This window comes from Methylobacterium sp. E-012, assembly GCF_057836545.1.
The window spans coordinates 3,813,357-3,829,601 of sequence record NZ_JBYQEY010000001.1 but is presented as its reverse complement, the minus strand read 5'-3'; the positions used below and the strand labels follow the sequence as shown (position 1 = coordinate 3,829,601).

At 71.4% G+C, this 16,245-nt stretch carries 15 protein-coding genes and 1 pseudogene; 9 read left to right on the top strand and 7 right to left on the bottom strand.

All coding sequences use genetic code 11. From position 1 onward, the window contains the following. Window positions 1-12 precede the first annotated feature (12 nt). Complete coding sequence (locus AC3IF1_RS18530; protein ID WP_243973260.1) at window positions 13-573, bottom strand: PAS domain-containing protein; 561 nt, start codon at window positions 571-573, stop codon at window positions 13-15. Between the two features lie 371 nt (window positions 574-944). Here AC3IF1_RS18530 and AC3IF1_RS18525 point away from each other — a divergent pair, with 371 nt between their 5' ends. The 5 genes from AC3IF1_RS18525 (at window position 945) to tmk (ending at window position 6,119) form a co-directional block, all read left to right on the top strand. After that, entirely contained in the window at window positions 945-1,592 is a 648-nt protein-coding gene (locus AC3IF1_RS18525) for a ParA family protein (RefSeq protein WP_243973262.1), read from the top strand. After that, entirely contained in the window at window positions 1,576-1,902 is a 327-nt protein-coding gene (locus AC3IF1_RS18520; RefSeq protein WP_243973264.1) for a ribbon-helix-helix domain-containing protein, read from the top strand. The genes AC3IF1_RS18525 and AC3IF1_RS18520 overlap by 17 nt, the downstream gene beginning before the upstream one ends. Before the next feature lie 759 nt (window positions 1,903-2,661). Next, window positions 2,662-4,002 (top strand): septal ring lytic transglycosylase RlpA family protein, encoded by a 1,341-nt coding sequence (locus tag AC3IF1_RS18515; RefSeq protein WP_489218780.1) that lies wholly within the window; start codon window positions 2,662-2,664, stop codon window positions 4,000-4,002. Window positions 4,003-4,171: 169 nt separating this feature from the next. After that, window positions 4,172-5,404, top strand: coding sequence for a D-alanyl-D-alanine carboxypeptidase family protein (locus AC3IF1_RS18510; protein ID WP_489218779.1), 1,233 nt, complete (start codon window positions 4,172-4,174; stop codon window positions 5,402-5,404). A gap of 10 nt (window positions 5,405-5,414) precedes the next feature. Beyond that, window positions 5,415-6,119: a dTMP kinase gene (gene tmk / locus AC3IF1_RS18505; protein ID WP_489218778.1), complete on the top strand. Its 705-nt coding sequence runs from the start codon at window positions 5,415-5,417 to the stop codon at window positions 6,117-6,119. Between the two features lie 125 nt (window positions 6,120-6,244). Here the strand turns inward: tmk and mfd are convergent, their stop codons facing one another. Beyond that, the gene (mfd, locus tag AC3IF1_RS18500; protein ID WP_489218777.1) at window positions 6,245-9,853 is read right to left on the bottom strand and encodes a transcription-repair coupling factor; all 3,609 of its coding nucleotides are present in this window, start codon (window positions 9,851-9,853) and stop codon (window positions 6,245-6,247) included. A 325-nt stretch (window positions 9,854-10,178) separates the two neighbouring features. On the opposite strand from mfd, the pseudogene AC3IF1_RS18495 reads away from it, so the two are divergent. Then, window positions 10,179-10,292, top strand: a pseudogene (locus AC3IF1_RS18495) (BrnA antitoxin family protein); the annotation flags it as partial. A gap of 3 nt (window positions 10,293-10,295) precedes the next feature. On the opposite strand, the gene AC3IF1_RS18490 reads toward AC3IF1_RS18495, so the two are convergent. Further along, the gene (locus AC3IF1_RS18490) at window positions 10,296-10,526 is read right to left on the bottom strand and encodes a hypothetical protein (RefSeq protein WP_243970999.1); all 231 of its coding nucleotides are present in this window, start codon (window positions 10,524-10,526) and stop codon (window positions 10,296-10,298) included. A 12-nt stretch (window positions 10,527-10,538) separates the two neighbouring features. Next, window positions 10,539-10,835, bottom strand: a complete 297-nt coding sequence (locus tag AC3IF1_RS18485) for an FAD assembly factor SdhE (RefSeq protein WP_243970997.1) — start codon at window positions 10,833-10,835, stop codon at window positions 10,539-10,541. A gap of 189 nt (window positions 10,836-11,024) precedes the next feature. Between AC3IF1_RS18485 and AC3IF1_RS18480 the strand changes: the two genes are divergently transcribed. The 3 genes from AC3IF1_RS18480 (at window position 11,025) to AC3IF1_RS18470 (ending at window position 12,939) form a co-directional block, all read left to right on the top strand. Then, on the top strand, window positions 11,025-12,002 hold the full coding sequence (locus tag AC3IF1_RS18480) for a quinone oxidoreductase family protein (RefSeq protein WP_489218776.1): 978 nt from the start codon (window positions 11,025-11,027) through the stop codon (window positions 12,000-12,002). 10 nt (window positions 12,003-12,012) lie between these two features. Beyond that, window positions 12,013-12,639, top strand: a complete 627-nt coding sequence (pncA, locus tag AC3IF1_RS18475) for a bifunctional nicotinamidase/pyrazinamidase (protein ID WP_489218775.1) — start codon at window positions 12,013-12,015, stop codon at window positions 12,637-12,639. Between the two features lie 99 nt (window positions 12,640-12,738). Continuing rightward, entirely contained in the window at window positions 12,739-12,939 is a 201-nt protein-coding gene (locus AC3IF1_RS18470; RefSeq protein ID WP_243970991.1) for a hypothetical protein, read from the top strand. A gap of 73 nt (window positions 12,940-13,012) precedes the next feature. On the opposite strand, the gene AC3IF1_RS18465 is transcribed toward AC3IF1_RS18470, so the two are convergent. The 3 genes from AC3IF1_RS18465 to rimO form a co-directional block, all read right to left on the bottom strand. Further along, window positions 13,013-13,270, bottom strand: coding sequence for a hypothetical protein (locus tag AC3IF1_RS18465; protein WP_489218774.1), 258 nt, complete (start codon window positions 13,268-13,270; stop codon window positions 13,013-13,015). Between the two features lie 154 nt (window positions 13,271-13,424). Beyond that, window positions 13,425-14,507, bottom strand: coding sequence for a DNA polymerase IV (gene dinB, locus AC3IF1_RS18460; protein ID WP_489218773.1), 1,083 nt, complete (start codon window positions 14,505-14,507; stop codon window positions 13,425-13,427). Window positions 14,508-14,624: 117 nt separating this feature from the next. After that, window positions 14,625-15,980, bottom strand: coding sequence for a 30S ribosomal protein S12 methylthiotransferase RimO (rimO, locus tag AC3IF1_RS18455; RefSeq protein WP_489218772.1), 1,356 nt, complete (start codon window positions 15,978-15,980; stop codon window positions 14,625-14,627). Window positions 15,981-16,245 lie beyond the last annotated feature (265 nt).

Here is a 16,245-nt window from a genome sequence, read left to right as displayed (position 1 = left end):
TGGAAACCCGCTTCAATGCCGCGATTCGTCCTCGGGCTCGGGCAGGAAGCGGGCGAGCTCGAAGCCGATCTCGATCATCAGGTGTTCGATCCGGTCGGTGAGCGCCGGCCGGTGCAGGGCGCGGGCGAGGTCGCGCAGGGCGATGATGTGCTCGGCCATCCGGTTCACCACGCGCTCGCTCTGCACGAGGTTGACCGCCTGCTCCTCCGTCCGGTCGATGGCGATGCCGCGCCCGCGCGTCGCCCGCCCGGTGGGATCGTGCTCGATCCGGCCGCGCATCAGCAGCGTGCGGATGCCGTCCCGGGTGTCCCGCGTGCGGAACTCCGCCTCCACGGAACCGCCGATCACCGCGGCCGCATGCAGGTAGCTCTCGATCCGGACGCGATCCTCGGGATGGGTGCGGTCCAGGAAGGTTTCGAGGGACACGCCACTCGCCGCAGCCGCCGGGTCCAGGCCGAGCAGGCCTGCGAAGGAGGCCGAGAGCTCCAGCTGCCCGGCCCAGTAGTCGTGGACCCACGTGCCGACCACGCCGGAGGCGTCGAGGACGGATTGCGGGATCGGGGCTTCGGCCATGCCATTCCTCGCGGGGATGTCCGACGTTCTTAAACTTGAGGTTATCAACCCCGCAGACTCCCCATGTCGGTTGTGCCCAAGCTACGGTATCGACGCCGACGTGGGAAGTCTGTTAACCCATTTCAGGCCAAAAATCTTAACCTGAAGTTTAGGATCTCTCGAGGTGCGCCGGTGCGATCTGCATGAGGCGGGCCAAACGCGCTCTTAACGCTCCGTTAACCATGTCGGCGCCACCGTGCCCGTGGGCCTCCTCGGGCTCCGGGATCGCGGCACCGGGCGATCCAGCCACCTGAGGTTGGCTCAAGCGGCGCCGTGACCGCGAGTCGCAGGCGCCCGGACGGATGCGCGGGGCCTTCTGGAGGACGCCCAGGATGAAAGCGATCACCTTCGTCACGCAGAAGGGCGGCAGCGGCAAGAGCACGCTGTGCATCTCCCTGGCGGTGGCCGCCCGGGAGGCGGGCCACACGGTCTGCATCCTGGAGATGGACCGCCAGGCCACGATCTCGGACTGGGCCGACCACCGGACCGTCGATGGCCCGGAGGTCGCGCAGATCGACGCCACCCAGATCGACGCCGTGATGGAGCGCCTGCGCGACTCGGCCTACGACTACGTGTTCATCGATACGCCCGGCGTCGATTCCACCGGCACGCTGTCGGCGATCCGCGCGGCGGATCTCTGCATCATCCCGTGCCGGCCGACGCCGGCCGACCTGCGCGCGTTCAAGCCGACCCTGGCGGCCGTCTACCGGCTGGAGAAGAAATTCGCCTTCGTGCTCAACCAGACCCCGCCGCGCTCCTACCGGGTCCGGGACGCCGCGGACGGGCTCGCCGTGCTCGGCATCCTGCCCGACGTGAACATCGTCGCGCGCGCCGACCACCAGGACGCGATCGGCCTCGGGCAGGGCGTCACCGAGTTCAACCCCAAGGGTCAGGCCGCCGGGGAGGTCCGCCGCCTCTGGTCCTGGATCGAGCGCCGCACGCAGTCCCTGAGGACGGGCCAGCATGTCCAAGCCGCCTAAGCTCAGCCTCGCGGCGATCGTCGCCTCGGCGAGCCCGCCGGCCCGATCCTCCGCGGCGCCGCGGCCGCAGGGCGCCGAGATCGTCGCCCTGACCCTGGCGCCCCCGGCGCCGAGACAAGCGGCCACGCTCAAGCAGCGCGCCCGCCAGATGTCGGTCTACCTGGAGCCGCCGGTCTACGATCAGGTCCGGGACCTCGCCTTCGCCGAGCGGACCAAGATGCACGCCCTGATCCTGGAGGGCCTCGACCTCCTGTTCAAGCAGCGCGGCGCCCGGTCGATCGCCCAGCTGACCGAGACCCGCTCCCGCTGAGGGCGGCTCCACATCCGTCCCGCCCCCTCTGCCGGCTGGGACGGTCCTACATCTTCATCGGAGGGAGGCAGGATCCGCGCGTCTCCCTCCCCCCTCTGCGGGGGAGGGTGGCCCCCGAAGGGGGTCGGGAGAGGGGCAGCGCGACGGTGCAGAATTGGGCCGTGCCCGTCATGCGGGTCGCGCAATTTCCTGAAGCCGCGCTCCCCTCTCCCGACCCCTGCTGAAGCAGGGGCCACCCTCCCCCGCAGAGGGGGGAGGGAGGGCGCGTGGGAAGTCGGGACCGCCCCTTCGAGAGACCGAACGATGGCCCCCGAGCCAGCTATGTGACTCCGCAGACCGGCACGGGAGAGTGCCCCCGTGCCTCCTCAAGCGGACAGGCGAGCCCGCTCAAACCTGTGTCGCCCATAGCCCTGCGGGCCGGGGAAAGGCGCGCTTTTCTCCAAGTGCTGGTGCCACACCGGGACGTGTGAATCCGATAGCCTCAGCGGGGAAAGATGTCCGCAGAGGCGGAAGGCACGCGCGCTGCACCGTGTCAATTTTTTTCCTTCCAAGATGAAGACTTGTCCGTCGATCTTGAGATCGCGCGCGAAGCGTTCGGCACCGCCGCGCCCCCCCCCTGAACCCCCGCCGCCGGCAGCGTTCAGGCTTCCTTTACGCGATCGCTACAATTCTGGGTGGACCCGGTCGCGAGCCTCTTGGCGCGGCCGGGTTCGGTCCGGTCCGGACCCCGGTCACGCGTAGAGTTTGGTGAAGTCCACGATGGTGCGCACGACCCTTTCCCGGCCTGCGCGCGTCGCCCTGCGGCTGCTGGCCGTCTCGGGCGTGGCCCTGGCCACGGCCAATTGCGCCACCGCGCCCCAGCAGAAGCTCGCAGCCGGCAACGGGGTCGACCCGAAATACGGGGTCAAGGCGAGCCCGCGCCTCTACAACGAGGGCGACGTCATCCCGAAGGGCGGCGGCCGCCGCTACACCGGCAAGCCCTACGTGGTCGCCGGCCAGACCTACGTACCCAAGGAGAACCCGCAGGGCTACGTGCGCGAGGGCCTCGCCTCCTGGTACGGCTCCGCCTTCCACGGGCGCATGACCGCCAACGGCGAGGTGTTCGACCGCCACTCGATCGCGGCCGCCCACCCGACCCTGCCGCTGCCCAGCTACGCCCGGGTGACCAACCTCGACAACGGCTCCTCGATGGTGGTGCGCGTCAACGACCGCGGCCCCTACCATGCGGGCCGGGTCATGGACGTGTCGGAGGAGGCCGCCGACGCGCTGGGCTTCCACCGCCAGGGCACCGCGCATGTCCGCGTCGAGTATGTCGGCAAGGCCTCGGTCGCCGGCAGCGACGACCGCAAGCTGCTGGCCAGCCTGCGCACCGACGGGCGCCCGGCCGGCCGCTCGGCCGTGATGATGGCCGATCTCGGCCCCTCCGAGGAGCCGGAGCGCTACGAACGCTCCGCCCCCGCGCCCCTCGCCTTCAAGCCCGCCCCCGAGCCCGAGGAGCCCGCCGCGTCTCCGGCGCCGCGGCCCGCGCCGGTCCGGGCCCCGATCGTGCTCGCCGCGGCCGCCGTGACGGTCCCGGCGGCGGTGCAGCCCACGGCCCCGCGGGTGCGGGAGTTCCACCCGGCCCCGATCGCCGCCAGAGGCGCGAACCTGAAGGTCGCGGGGCTCAACCCGGCCGCCATCGAGGCCGCCCCGCAGGCGGCCGGGCATGGCGCCTCCCCGAAGGCCGCGGCACCGGGCCGCCTCGCCCTGGCCGAGGCCGGCCGGCGGCCGTCCGCGGTCTCCGGCCCGGCCCGGACCCCGGTTCCGACGCGGCTCGCCCAGGCGGCACCGGCGGCGATGCCGGGTCCGGCCAAGCAGGCCATGGCACGCCTCGCCTCCGCGGCGGCGCCGGGCAAGGGTACGACCGTCAAGATCGCGATGGTGAAGGACGCGGCGGTCAAGGCCGGCGCGGCGCCGCGCGGGGCGGCGGTGCATGCGGCCGCCCCGCAGGCCGCCCCGGCCGTCAAGGCGGCGGCGATCAAAGCCACGCCGGCCAACACGGCGCCGACCCGGACGGCCGCCGCCGGAACCCGGCCGTCCCGGATGGCCGGGATCTACTGACGCCCCGGCGGCGTCCGACCGCCCGGGGGAGGAGCCCGGGGGCGGATCCGGCCGCCGATGAGACATTTCGCATTCGATCCGGCGCCGAAACCGTAATATGGTTACGCTTGTTATTGGGATAGGGCCGGGGTCTCCTCCGGCCGGACGACAGGCGCGGGACGGAGCGGCGATGCGCAGGACCCTTCTCACCCTTCTCGCGGCCGCCTGCGCGCTCGGCGCGGGCCTCGCCGGCGCCGCCGCGCAGGGCTTCCAGACCGCGGCCCCGCACGCGATCCTGATCGACGCGGATTCCGGCTCGGTCCTGTTCGAGAAGGCCGCCGACGAGCGGTTCTCGCCGGCCAGCATGGCCAAGCTGATGACCACCGACATCGTGTTCGAGGCGCTGAAATCCGGCCGCCTGTCGATGGACACGGAGTTCACCGTCACCGAGGACGCGTGGAAGCGCGGCGGGGCCGGGGGCGGCGGCTCGTCGATGTTCGCGCAGGTCAACAGCCGCATCAGGATGTCGGACCTGCTGCGCGGCCTGATCGTGCAGTCGGGCAACGACGCGGCGATCACCATCGCCGAGAACATGGCCGGCTCCGAGGAGGCGTTCTCTGGGCTGATGAACCAGCGCGCCAAGGAGATCGGGCTGACCAACTCGACCTTCCGCAACGCCACCGGCTACGCGGCCCCCGACCAGAAGGTCACGGCCCGGGACATGGCCAAGCTCGCGCTGCACATCATCGACACCTACCCGGACTACTACAAGATTTTCTCCGAGAAGGAGTTCACCTGGAACAAGATCCGCCAGCAGAACCGGAACCCGCTGCTGACCCTCGACATCGGCGCGGACGGGCTCAAGACCGGCTACCTGGAGGAATCCGGCTACGCGCTCACGGGCTCGGCGGTGCAGAACGGCCAGCGGCTGGTGCTGGTGGTGTCGGGCCTCAAGACCGCCCGGGACCGCGCCTCCGAGGCGCGCAAGCTGATGGAATGGGGTTTCCGCGCGTTCGAGACGCGGCAGATCTTCGGGGCCGGCGAGACCGTGGCCGAGGCCTCCGTGTATGGCGGCCAGGCGGGCTCCGTGCCGCTGGTGGCGAAGAAGCCGGTGCGGGTGCTGCTGCCCCGCGGCTCCAGCGACCGGGTCAGCGCCAAGGCGATCTATACCGGGCCGCTCGTCGCCCCCGTGGCGGAGGGCCAGCCGGTCGGCGCCCTGCGCATCCAGCGCGGGGACACGGTCGCCCTCGACCAGCCGCTCTACGCCGGGGCGGCGGTGGAGCCCGGCACGCTGCCGCAGCGGGCCATGGACGCCGCGCTGGAATTCGGCACCGGCCTCGTGCGCAAGGCCCTCGACCGGGCCGGCAAGGGTGGCGACAAGAGCAGCGACAAGGCCGGGGCCGGGGCCGCCAACCCGTCGTGACCGCGCAGCCGTGATCGTGCCACGCTTCGGGGATCCCGCGGAGGCGCGGGGCGCCTTCGTCACCTTCGAGGGCGGGGAGGGGGCCGGCAAGTCGACCCAGATCGCCCGCCTCGCCGAGACCCTGCGGGCGCGGTCCGGACGGGGCGTCTGCGTGACCCGCGAGCCGGGGGGCTCGCCCCGGGCGGAGGAGATCCGCGCCGCCCTGCTCGGCGGCGTCGCCAAGCCCTACGGCCCCTTCGCCGAGGCCCTTTTATTCTGCGCCGCCCGGATCGACCACCTCGACCGGCTGATCCGCCCCGCGCTCCAGCGGGGCGAGACGGTGCTGTGCGACCGGTTCATCGACTCGACCCGGGCCTATCAGGGCGCGGCCGGGGGCCTCGATCCGGACGTCCTCACCGCCCTGGAGCGGGTCGTGGTCGGCCCGACCCGGCCGGACCTGACCCTGATCCTCGACCTGCCCCCCGAGGTCGGGCTCGCCCGGGCGGCGGTGCGCGGCGGCGGGCAGGGGGCCGACCGGTTCGAGGCCGAGGCCCTCGACTTCCACGTCCGGCTGCGGGAGGCCTTTCTGGCCATCGCCCGGGCGGAGCCCGAGCGCTGCGCGGTGATCGACGCGGCCCGCGACCCCGACGCGGTGGAGGCCGCGATCCGCGCCGCCGTCGCGACCCGGCTGCCGGACCTGCTCCCGGGGGAGGGCAGCCGCGGCGATGCGGCGTGAGGGCGCCGCCGAGGTCAGGGCTCCCGGGGATCGCGCGATCCCTGGAGGCCTCCTTCGCGGCGGCTTCGCCGCACTTCAGGAGGAGGGGGATTGTCGGGCGGGATGTTGCACCGCCCCCCGCCCCCTCAGGCGGCCTTCTTCCCCCGCTCGGCGATCTTGACCAGGCTGCGCAGCACCTCGGTGGCGGTCTTGAGCCGGGCCGGGACCGTGGTCAGCTCGCGCACGAACACCACGCTCATGTCGGGCCGCACCTTCGCGAAGGAGGCCTGCTCGGCGACGTAGGCCACCAGCCCCTGCGGGTTGGCGTAGGACCGGTCGCGGAAATGGACCACCACGCCCTTCGGCCCGGCCTCGACCTTCTCGACATTGGCCTTGCGGCACAGGATCTTGATCGTGCCGATCTTGAGGAGCTGCTCCACCTCCGGCGGCAGCGGCCCGAACCGGTCGATCAGCTCGGCCCCGAAGCTCTCCATTTCGGCGTCGTCCTGGAGGGTGGCGAGCCGCCGGTACAGGGCGAGGCGCACGCCCAGATCCTCGACGTAATCCTCCGGGATGGTGACCGGCGCGCCGAGCGCGATGGTCGGCGACCACGCCTCCTCGGGCAGGTCCTCGATGCCGGCCTTCAGCGCGGTGACCGCGTCCTCCAGCATCTGCTGGTAGAGCTCGTAGCCGACCTCCTTGATGTGGCCGGACTGGGCGTCGCCCAAGAGGTTGCCGGCGCCGCGGATGTCGAGGTCGTGGGAGGCGAGCTGGAAGCCCGCCCCCAGGGTGTCGAGGCTCTGCAGCACCTTGAGCCGCTGCTCGGCCTGGGCGGTGAGCTGGCGGTTGGCCGGCGTCGTGAACAGGGCGTAGGCCCGGGCCTTGGAGCGCCCGACCCGGCCGCGCAGCTGGTAGAGCTGGGCCAGCCCGAACATGTCGGCCCGGTGCACGATCAGCGTGTTGGCGGTGGGGATGTCGAGGCCCGATTCCACGATCGTGGTCGAGAGCAGCACGTCGAACTTGCCCTCGTAGAAGGCCGTCATCACGTCCTCCAGCTGCCCGGCCGCCATCTGGCCGTGGGCCACCGCGACCTTGATCTCCGGCATCTCGGCGTCGAGGAATTTCTTGACCTCGGCCAGGTCCTCGATCCGGGGCACCACGTAGAAGGCCTGGCCGCCGCGGTAGCGCTCGCGCAGCAGGGCCTCCCGGATGGTCAGCGGGTCGAACGGCGTCACGAAGGTGCGCACCACCAGCCGGTCCACCGGGGGCGTGGCGATGATCGAGAGCTCGCGCACCCCCGTCATGGCGAGCTGGAGCGTGCGCGGGATCGGGGTCGCCGAGAGGGTCAGTACGTGGACGTCGGCCTGGAGCGCCTTCAGCCGCTCCTTGTGGGCCACGCCGAAATGCTGCTCCTCGTCCACGATGATCAGGCCGAGATCCTTGAAGGCGATGTTCTTGGCGAGCAGCGCGTGGGTGCCGACCACGATGTCGAGGGTCCCGTCGGCCAGACCCGCGCGGGCCTGCTTCATCTCCCCGGCGCTGGCGAAGCGCGAGAGCTGGGCGACCTGAACCGGCAGCCCCTTGAACCGCTCGGCGAAGGTCCGGAAATGCTGGCGGGCGAGCAGGGTGGTGGGCACGATCACCGCCACCTGCTTGCCGGAGATCGCCGCCGCGAAGGCCGCGCGGAGCGCCACCTCGGTCTTGCCGAAGCCGACATCGCCGCAGACCAGCCGGTCCATCGGCCGGCCGGCATTGAGGTCGTCCAGCACCGCGTCGATGGCGTTGGCCTGGTCCTCGGTCTCCTCGAACGGGAAGCGGGCGGCGAATTCTTCGTACAGGCCCTCGGGCGCCTTGAGGGACGGGGCCTTCCGGACGAAGCGCTGGGCCGCGACCTTGATCAATTCGCCCGCCATCTCGAGGATGCGGCGCTTCATCTTGGCCTTGCGGGCCTGCCACGATCCGCCGCCGAGCCGGTCGAGGGCGACCTCCGAATCCTCCGAGCCGTAGCGGGTCAGGAGCTCGATGTTCTCCACCGGCAGGAGCAGCAGGCCGCCGGTATAGGCGAGTTCCAGGCAATCGTGCGGGGCGCCGGCGGCGTGGATCGTCTTCAGGCCGGAGAACCGGCCGATGCCGTGGTCGGCGTGGACCACGAGGTCGCCGGGCTGGAGCGCCTGGACCTCCAGGATCACGTCCTGGGGCCGCTTGGCCTTGCGCTTCTGGCGCACCAGCCGGTCGCCCAGGATGTCGCCCTCGGACACCACCGCGAGGTCGCCCGCGACGAAACCCGCCTCCAGGCCCCAGACCGCCACGGCCGAATCCGCGCCGCGCTTCAGCGCGTAGACGTCGGTCAGCCGGGTGATCGCCACGGGCTTCCTGAGGCCGTGATCGGTGAGCACGCCGCAGAGCCGGTCGCGGGAGCCGTCGGACCAGGCTCCCAGGATCACGTGATGACCGGATCCCTGGAGGTCGCGGATATGGGCCACCGCCGCGTCGAACACGCTGGCGTTCTCGTCGGCCCGCTCCGGCGCAAAAGTCCGTCCGGCCCTGGCGCCGCAATCGATCACCGCGCGCTCAGGCGATTCGGGCTGCGCGAAGGGCGTCAGCCGCGCCACGGTGGCGGTGCCGATCCGCTCCTTCAGCTCGTTCGGCGTCAGGTAGAGGGCCCGGGGCGGCAGCGGCTTGTAGGGGGCGACGCCCGATTGCGGCGTCTTCATCGCGCCCTCGCGGGCCTGGTAATAGTCCTGGACCAAGCTGATCCGCTCGGCGGCGGCGTCCTCCACCTGCGGATCGAACACCAGCGGCACGCCGGGCAGATAGTCGAACAGCGTGTCGAGGTGGTCGTAGAACAGCGGCATCCAGTGCTCGAGGCCGGCGTAGCGCCGCCCCTCGCTCACGGTCTCGTAGAGCCGGTCGTCCCGGGTCGCGGCGCCGAAACTCTGGATGTAGCCCTGGCGGAAGCGCCGGATCGTCTCGGTGGTGAGCTGGACCTCGCTCATGGGCATCAGGTCGAGCGAGCGGAGCTGGCCGGTGGTGCGCTGCGTCTCCGGGTCGAAGGCGCGGATCGATTCCAGCGTGTCACCGAAGAAGTCGAGGCGGATCGGCGCCGGCAGGCCCGGCGGCGACAGGTCGAGGATGCCGCCGCGGACCGCGTACTCGCCGGTGTCCCGCACCGTCCCCGTGCGCAGGAAGCCGTTGGCCTCCACCCAGGCGACCACGTCGTCCATGGCGATGACGTTGCCGATCGCCGCCGAGAGCGCCTCCCGGGCGATGTGGGCCCGGGGCGGCACCCGCTGCACCAGGGCGTTGACCGTGGTGCAGAGGATGCGCGGGCGGTCCTCGGCGGAGCGGGTCCGGGCCAGGCGGGCCAGAGCGGTCATCCGGGCGGCGGCCGTGGCCGTGGTCGGCGAGACCCGGTCGTAGGGCTGGCAGTCCCAGGCCGGCAGGTTCATCACGTCCATCTCGGGCGCGACGAAGCCGAGCGCCGCCTGGAACGACGCCGAGCGCCCGGAATCCCGGGCGACGTGGACCAGCACCGCGGGGGCGTCGACGGTCGGCGCCAGGGCGCGGGCGAGGTCGGCCAGCGCCAGGGCGTCGAACCCTTCGGGGGCGCTCGCCAGGACCGGGCTGTCGCCGCGCTTCAGGGCGTCGATCGCCTGGGCGAGCGCCGAGGATTTCGGGAGGGCGAAGCGCGCGACCTGCGGCTTGGCGGCGGGGGCAGGGGGCTTCGGGGACGATTTCGGCTGGGGCTTGGCCATCGGGTCTTTCGCGGGGAGTCCCGCCGGGCACAGGGAGGGCTGACGCGGGCCGGCGTTAGCCCATTGAGCCGTCGTGATAAAGCATCCCGCCGGCGGCGTTGGGGTGGCTGACGGTGCCCTATATGGCGGCGACGCTCCAGCATGGAACGCGTGTTTGGCTGCAATTCGGGACAGCGTGCGCTGCTGCTGGAGGCGCGGCACTTCGACCTGTTGGATATGGCCGAGGTTTTCGCCGACGACGCGCGGCTCGATCTGTTGGACGATCGACGCGAGTACGGCGGGGAACGCCGCGTGACCGTCGGCCGGGCGCTGGGAAGCCGTCTCGCTCAAGCTCGACAGCGACGTGCTACAGGACTTCCGAAAAGCCGGCCGCGGCTATCAGGCCCGGATCAACGCCGTGCTGCGGCACCACATGCGGGCGGCCGGCAAGGGGCGCTGAGCCCTACGCGTCGGGCCCGACGATCTCGGCCAGCGCCGCCTCGACCCGGCCGCGGAAGAAATCCGCGTTGGGCATGTGCGCGGTCATCGCGGCGGCCCGGTCGGTCGCCTGCCGCAGGATCGCGCCGCGCAGCGCCGGATCCGAGCGCTCCATCATCTCCAGCATGATGCGCACCACAAGCTCGGTGGCGATCGAACGGGCGGGGTGGTCGTAATTGGGCTTCGGTTCGTCCATGGCCGCCTCGCGTCAGGAATGGATCGGCGCGTCGTGCCGGTGGAACGCCCGCACGCGCTGCCAGACCGACGTGTCGTAGTTCGAGGGCGTCTCGGCCTCGCCGGTGAGCCACTTGAACAGGTCGCGGTCCGGCACCTCGATCAGCGCCTCGAACTGGTCGAGTTCCGTCTCCGTCAGGGTGCCGATCTCGGCATCGGCGAAGCGGCCCATGATCAGGTCCATCTCGCGGATGCCCCGGTGCCAGGACCGGAAGAGCAGGCGGCGGCGGCGCGGATCGAGATCGGCGCTGGTGCGGGTGGTGCCGGACATTGTTTGGGGCTTTTGCGTCGGAGGGGCGGGCAGGACCAAGATAGGCGGCCGGGGGCGCGGGATCCAGGATCCGGGCCCGGATCGGGCCACAACCGCAGGGCGAACGGCAAAAAGAAATTGCCTCCGGCGGCCGCTCCGTTATCTGCGGCTGCAACGCCCCCGAACGGGGCGGCGAGCGGGAGTACGACGATGCCGAAGGCAATCCGGGTCTACGCGTATGGCGGCCCCGAGGTGATGCAGTTCGAGGACGTGCCCCTGGCCGAGCCGGGCCCCGGGCAGATCCGCGTCAGGCAGGCGGCCATCGGCGTCAACTTCATCGACATCTACTTCCGCACCGGCGCCTACAAGTCCCCGCACCTGCCCTACACCCCCGGCAAGGAGGGCGCCGGCACCGTCACGGCCGTGGGCGAGGGGGTCACGCAGTTCAAGCCGGGCGACCGGGTGGCCTACGGCTCGGTGGCGGACGGCTGCTACGCGCAGGAGCCGGTGATCCCGGCCTCGGCGGCCGTGCCGATCCCGGAGGGCGTCGACGCGACGACCGCCGCCGCGATGATGCTGAAGGGCCTCACGGTCGAGTACCTGCTGCACCGGACCTACGCGGTGAAGCCCGGCGACACGATCCTGTGGCAGGCGGCGGCCGGCGGCGTCGGCTTGATCGCCTGCCAATGGGCCAAGCACCTCGGCGCCACGGTGATCGGCACCGCCGGCAGCCCCGAGAAGGCGGAACTCGCCAAGCGGAACGGCTGCGACCACGTCATCCTCTACCGCGAGGAGGACGTGGCCAAGCGCGTGCGCGAGATCACCGGCGGCAAGGGCGTCCCGGTGGTCTATGACGGCGTCGGGCAGGCGACCCTGATGGGCTCGCTGGACAGCCTCGCGCCGCTCGGCCTGCTGGCGAGCTTCGGCTCGGCCTCCGGGGCGATCACCGGGCTCGACCTGGGGCTGCTGGCGCCGCGCGGCTCGCTCTACGTGACGCGCCCGACGCTGGCGACCTTCTCGTCGAACCGCGCGACCCTGGAGGAGGCGGCCGCCCGCCTGTTCAAGGTGGTTGGCGACGGCGCGGTGAAGATCGCCGTCAACGCCACCTACCCGCTCTCCGAGGCGCAGCAGGTGCACCGCGACCTCGCGGGCCGGGAGACCACCGGCTCGATCGTGATGCTGCCGTAGGGCTCAAGCCGTGACTCCCGGCGGCGGCGACCTGCTCCTCGTGATCGACGTGCAGGTCGATTTCCTGCCGGGCGGGGCGCTGCCCGTCCCGGAGGGCGACGCGGTGGTGGGCCCGGTCAACGCGCTCCAGCAACAGTTCCGGCACGTCGCCCTGACGCAGGACTGGCACCCGGCCGACCACGTCTCCTTCGCCGACAATCATCCGGGACGGGCAAGCTTCGAGACCGTGGCTCTGCCCTACGGTCCGCAGGTGCTGTGGCCCCGGCACTGCGTCCAGGGCAGCAAGGGGGCGGGTTTCGCGCCGGGCCTCGACACCGACCGGGCCGGGCTGGTGATCCGCAAGGGGCTGGATCCCCGGGTCGACAGCTATTCGGCCTTCCTGGAGGCCGACCGCACCACCCGCACCGGCCTCGCCGGGGCGCTCCGGGAGCGCGGGATCACCCGCCTCGTCCTGTGCGGGCTGGCCACCGACTTCTGCGTCGCCTGGAGCGCGCTCGATGCCCGCGACGCGGGCTTCGACGTCTGGGTGGTGGACGATGCCGTCCGCGGGATCGACGTCGACGGAGCCCTCGCGCAGGCCTGGGCGCGGATGCGGGCGGCGGGGGTGCACCGGATCGCGGCGGCGGAGATCGGCTGAGCGCCCGCACGGCCCCGGAGGCGAACCGCCGCACGGGCCCCGGGCGACCGCATCGGCCCCGACGCGTTGGCCTCGCTCCGGAACGCGACAGGAGCCAGCATGTCAGGCAAGCACCCCAAGACCGAGACGCCCACCGACGCCGACCTCAAGGGCAATCCCGGCATCGGCACCTCGAAGGGCATGAGCGGCGCCGACCCCGCCGATCTGCAGGCGGATTCGACCTTCGAGGGCGACGTGGACAACGAGACCAAGCTCGACGGCGGCATCGACCCGAACCACCGGCCGCGCAAGAACGCCTGAGCCAAGAACGCCCGAACGATGCAAACCTCACGTTGTCCCGGACGTCGAGCGGGCGCCCGGGCCTGCGGCTCGTTCAGCGGGCCGGCATGCGGGCCGGCGCCTTCTGCCCATGCGGAGCGGCGGCAGGGGCGGGGGCGGCGATGGAGCTGGTGATGAGCCGGTCCTCGTCGCTCTCAGTCGGCACATAGAGGCGGCCGGGGCTCGCGGTGTTGCCCATCAGCAGCGCCGTGTTGGAGGCGCTGAAGGCGGAATTGCCGTCCGCGAGGGCAGCGCCGGCCGACAGGGCCAGCGTCAGGGCAGCGGTCGCGACCAGCGCAGTGGGCTTCGTCATGGACGGGGGTCCTTCTCTCTCGGCGGCGCCCGTCCGTACGGTGCGGCACGCCGTGCCGCCAATCTGGTGTTGCCCTGCCGAACCGAAAGTGCGGCATCGCACGATGGGCGCTGCGTCGCAGCATAGGACCTGTAACCTAAAATTGATCGCCTCTCTATAGCTCTAACCCGAGTTGCATCGGCCCCTCGATCTCCCCCTGCGCGAAGCCCGACAGCGAGACGCCGACCAGCCGCGCGCTGCGCCGGAGGGGAAACAGGCCGGCGAGCAGGTCGAGGCCGATCCGATCCAGGCTCGCCCGGTCGGCGACCGGCGCGGCGAGCGACTTCGCCCGGGTGACCTGGGCGAAATCCGAGAACTTGAGCTTCAGGGTCACGGTCCGGGCGCGCATGCCCTTGGCGTCGGCCCCGGCCCAGACCTTGTCGAACAGCGGGGCGAGGCGGGCGGCCAGGACCGCGAAGGCGGCGGTGTCCTCCGAGAACGTGGTCTCCGCCCCGATCGACTTGCGCACCCGGTGGGCGCGCACCGGCCTGTGATCGATGCCGCGGGCGACCGCGTGGTAGTAGGCGGCCGACGAGCCGAAGATCTCGCGCAGGCGCTCCAACGTCCAGGCGCGCAGATCCGCCCCGGTGTGGATCCCGAGGCGCTTCATCTTGGCCTCGGTGACCGGGCCGACCCCGTGGAACCGGCCGATCGGCAGATCCGCCACGAAGTCGGGACCCATGGCGGGGGTGATCACGAACAGGGCGTCGGGCTTGCGGTGATCGGAGGCGACCTTGGCCAGGAACTTGTTGTACGAGACCCCAGCCGAGGCGACGAGCCCGGTGCGCTCTAGGATCTCGGCCCGGATCGCCTTCGCCACCGCCGTGGCGGTCGGCAGCCCCAAGAAATTCTCGGTGACGTCGAGATAGGCCTCGTCCAGCGCCACCGGCTCGATGAGCGCCGTGTGCCGGGCGAAGACCGCCCGGATCTCCTCAGAGACCGCCCGGTAGACCTCGAAGCGCGGCTTCACGAACAGCAGGTCCGGGCAGAGCCGCCGGGCGGTGGCCGACGGCATGGCCGAGCGCACGCCGAACGTCCGCGCCTCGTAGCTCGCCGCCGCCACGACGCCGCGCTCCCGCGAGCCGCCCACCGCCAGCGGCTTCCCGCGCAGGGCCGGGTCGTCGCGCTGCTCCACGGAGGCGTAGAACGCGTCCATGTCGATGTGGATGATCTTTCGGAGCGCGACCTCCGGATCCATCGCCGCCTCGGGTGCCGGGCTTGAGTTCCTGTTATGTTCCAAACACACAGGACTGGAGGTCCGGGTCAACCGGCCCGGTCCCGTAGCGCACAGGGGATCGCGTGAAGTCCGAAAAAATCAGGCCACGCTGCCGTACAGATCGTACGCCTCGGCCCGGTCGACCTTCACGGTGACGATGTCGCCGACCCGGACCGGGCGCCGGAAGGCGGCGTGGACGGTGCCGTCGATCTCCGGTGCGTCGGCCTTCGACCGGCCCCGGGCGACGCCGCCCTCGACGGCATCGACGATCATGGCCAGCCGCTTGCCGACCTTGGCCCGCTGCAGCCGGAGCGCGATCCCGTTCTGCGTCTCCATGAACCGGCGTTTGCGCTCGGCCTTCAGCGCCGGCGGGACGAGGTCGCCCAGCGCGTTGGCGGTGGCGCCCGCCACCGGCTCGTATTCGAAGCAGCCGACGCGATCGAGCTTGGCCTCCTGGAGCCAGGCCAGCAACTCCTCGAACTCGGCCTCGGTCTCGCCGGGGAAGCCGACGATGAAGGTCGAGCGGATCGCCAGATCCGGGCAGACCTGCCGCCAGCTGCGGATCCGGTCGAGCTGGCGCTCCTGGTTGCCGGGCCGGCGCATGCGCTTGAGCACCGAGGGGCTCGCGTGCTGGAGCGGCATGTCGAGGTAGGGGAGCACCCTGCCCTCGGCCATCAGCGGGATGACCTCGTCCACGTGCGGATACGGGTAGACGTAGTGCAGCCGCACCCAGGCCCCGAGTTCGCCGAGCTCCTTGGTGAGATCGTAGAACTTCGCCCGCACGCTCCGGTCGCGCCAGGGGCTCTCGGCGTAGCGGATGTCGACCCCGTAGGCGCTGGTATCCTGCGAGACCACCAGCAGCTCCTTGACGCCGGCGGTGACCAGTTTTTCCGCTTCCCGCAGCACATCGGCGGCGGGGCGGCTGACGAGGTTCCCGCGTAACGATGGGATGATGCAGAAGCTGCAGCGGTTGCTGCACCCCTCCGAGATCTTCAGGTAGGCGTAGTGGCGCGGGGTGAGCTTGATCCCCTGCGGCGGCACGAGGTCGAGGAACGGGTCGTGGGCCGGGGGCACCGCCTCGTGGACGGCGGCCACCACCGACTCGTAGGCCTGGGGCCCGGTCACCGCCAGGAGGTCGGGATATTTCTCGCGGATCTCCTCCGGCTGGGCGCCCATGCAGCCGGTGACGATCACCCGGCCGTTCTCCGCCATGGCCTCGCCGATGGCCGCGAGCGATTCCGCCTTGGCCGAATCCAGGAAGCCGCAGGTGTTGACGATCACCACGTCGGCCCCGTCGTGGCGGCGGGCCAATTCGTAGCCCTCCGCGCGCAGGTGCGTGAGGATCCGCTCGGAATCGACCAGCGCCTTCGGGCAGCCGAGCGACACGAACGAGATCTTCGGAGCCGAGGCCTTGGGGGCGGATCCGCTGGGGGCGGGCGTGGCGGTGGCGGTCATGGGCGCATTCGACGGGTCGGACGCCGCCCGCGTGTGGCCGGTGGGGCAGCCACACGGAGCGCGGGGACGAGAATTCGGGGTCGCATCCCTATAGCGGTTCCAGCCCGCCCGCGCGAGACCGTCCGCCGCAGGGGTGGCCGGCCCGGGGCGCGAGGCTACGATAAATCAAAAAACCCTTTTCTCTTGCAGAAGGTTCTAAATGATTCCTCAGAGATCACATGAGCGTTTGCCCTGTGTCTCGCATCCTGCCGGAGGCACACAAAGC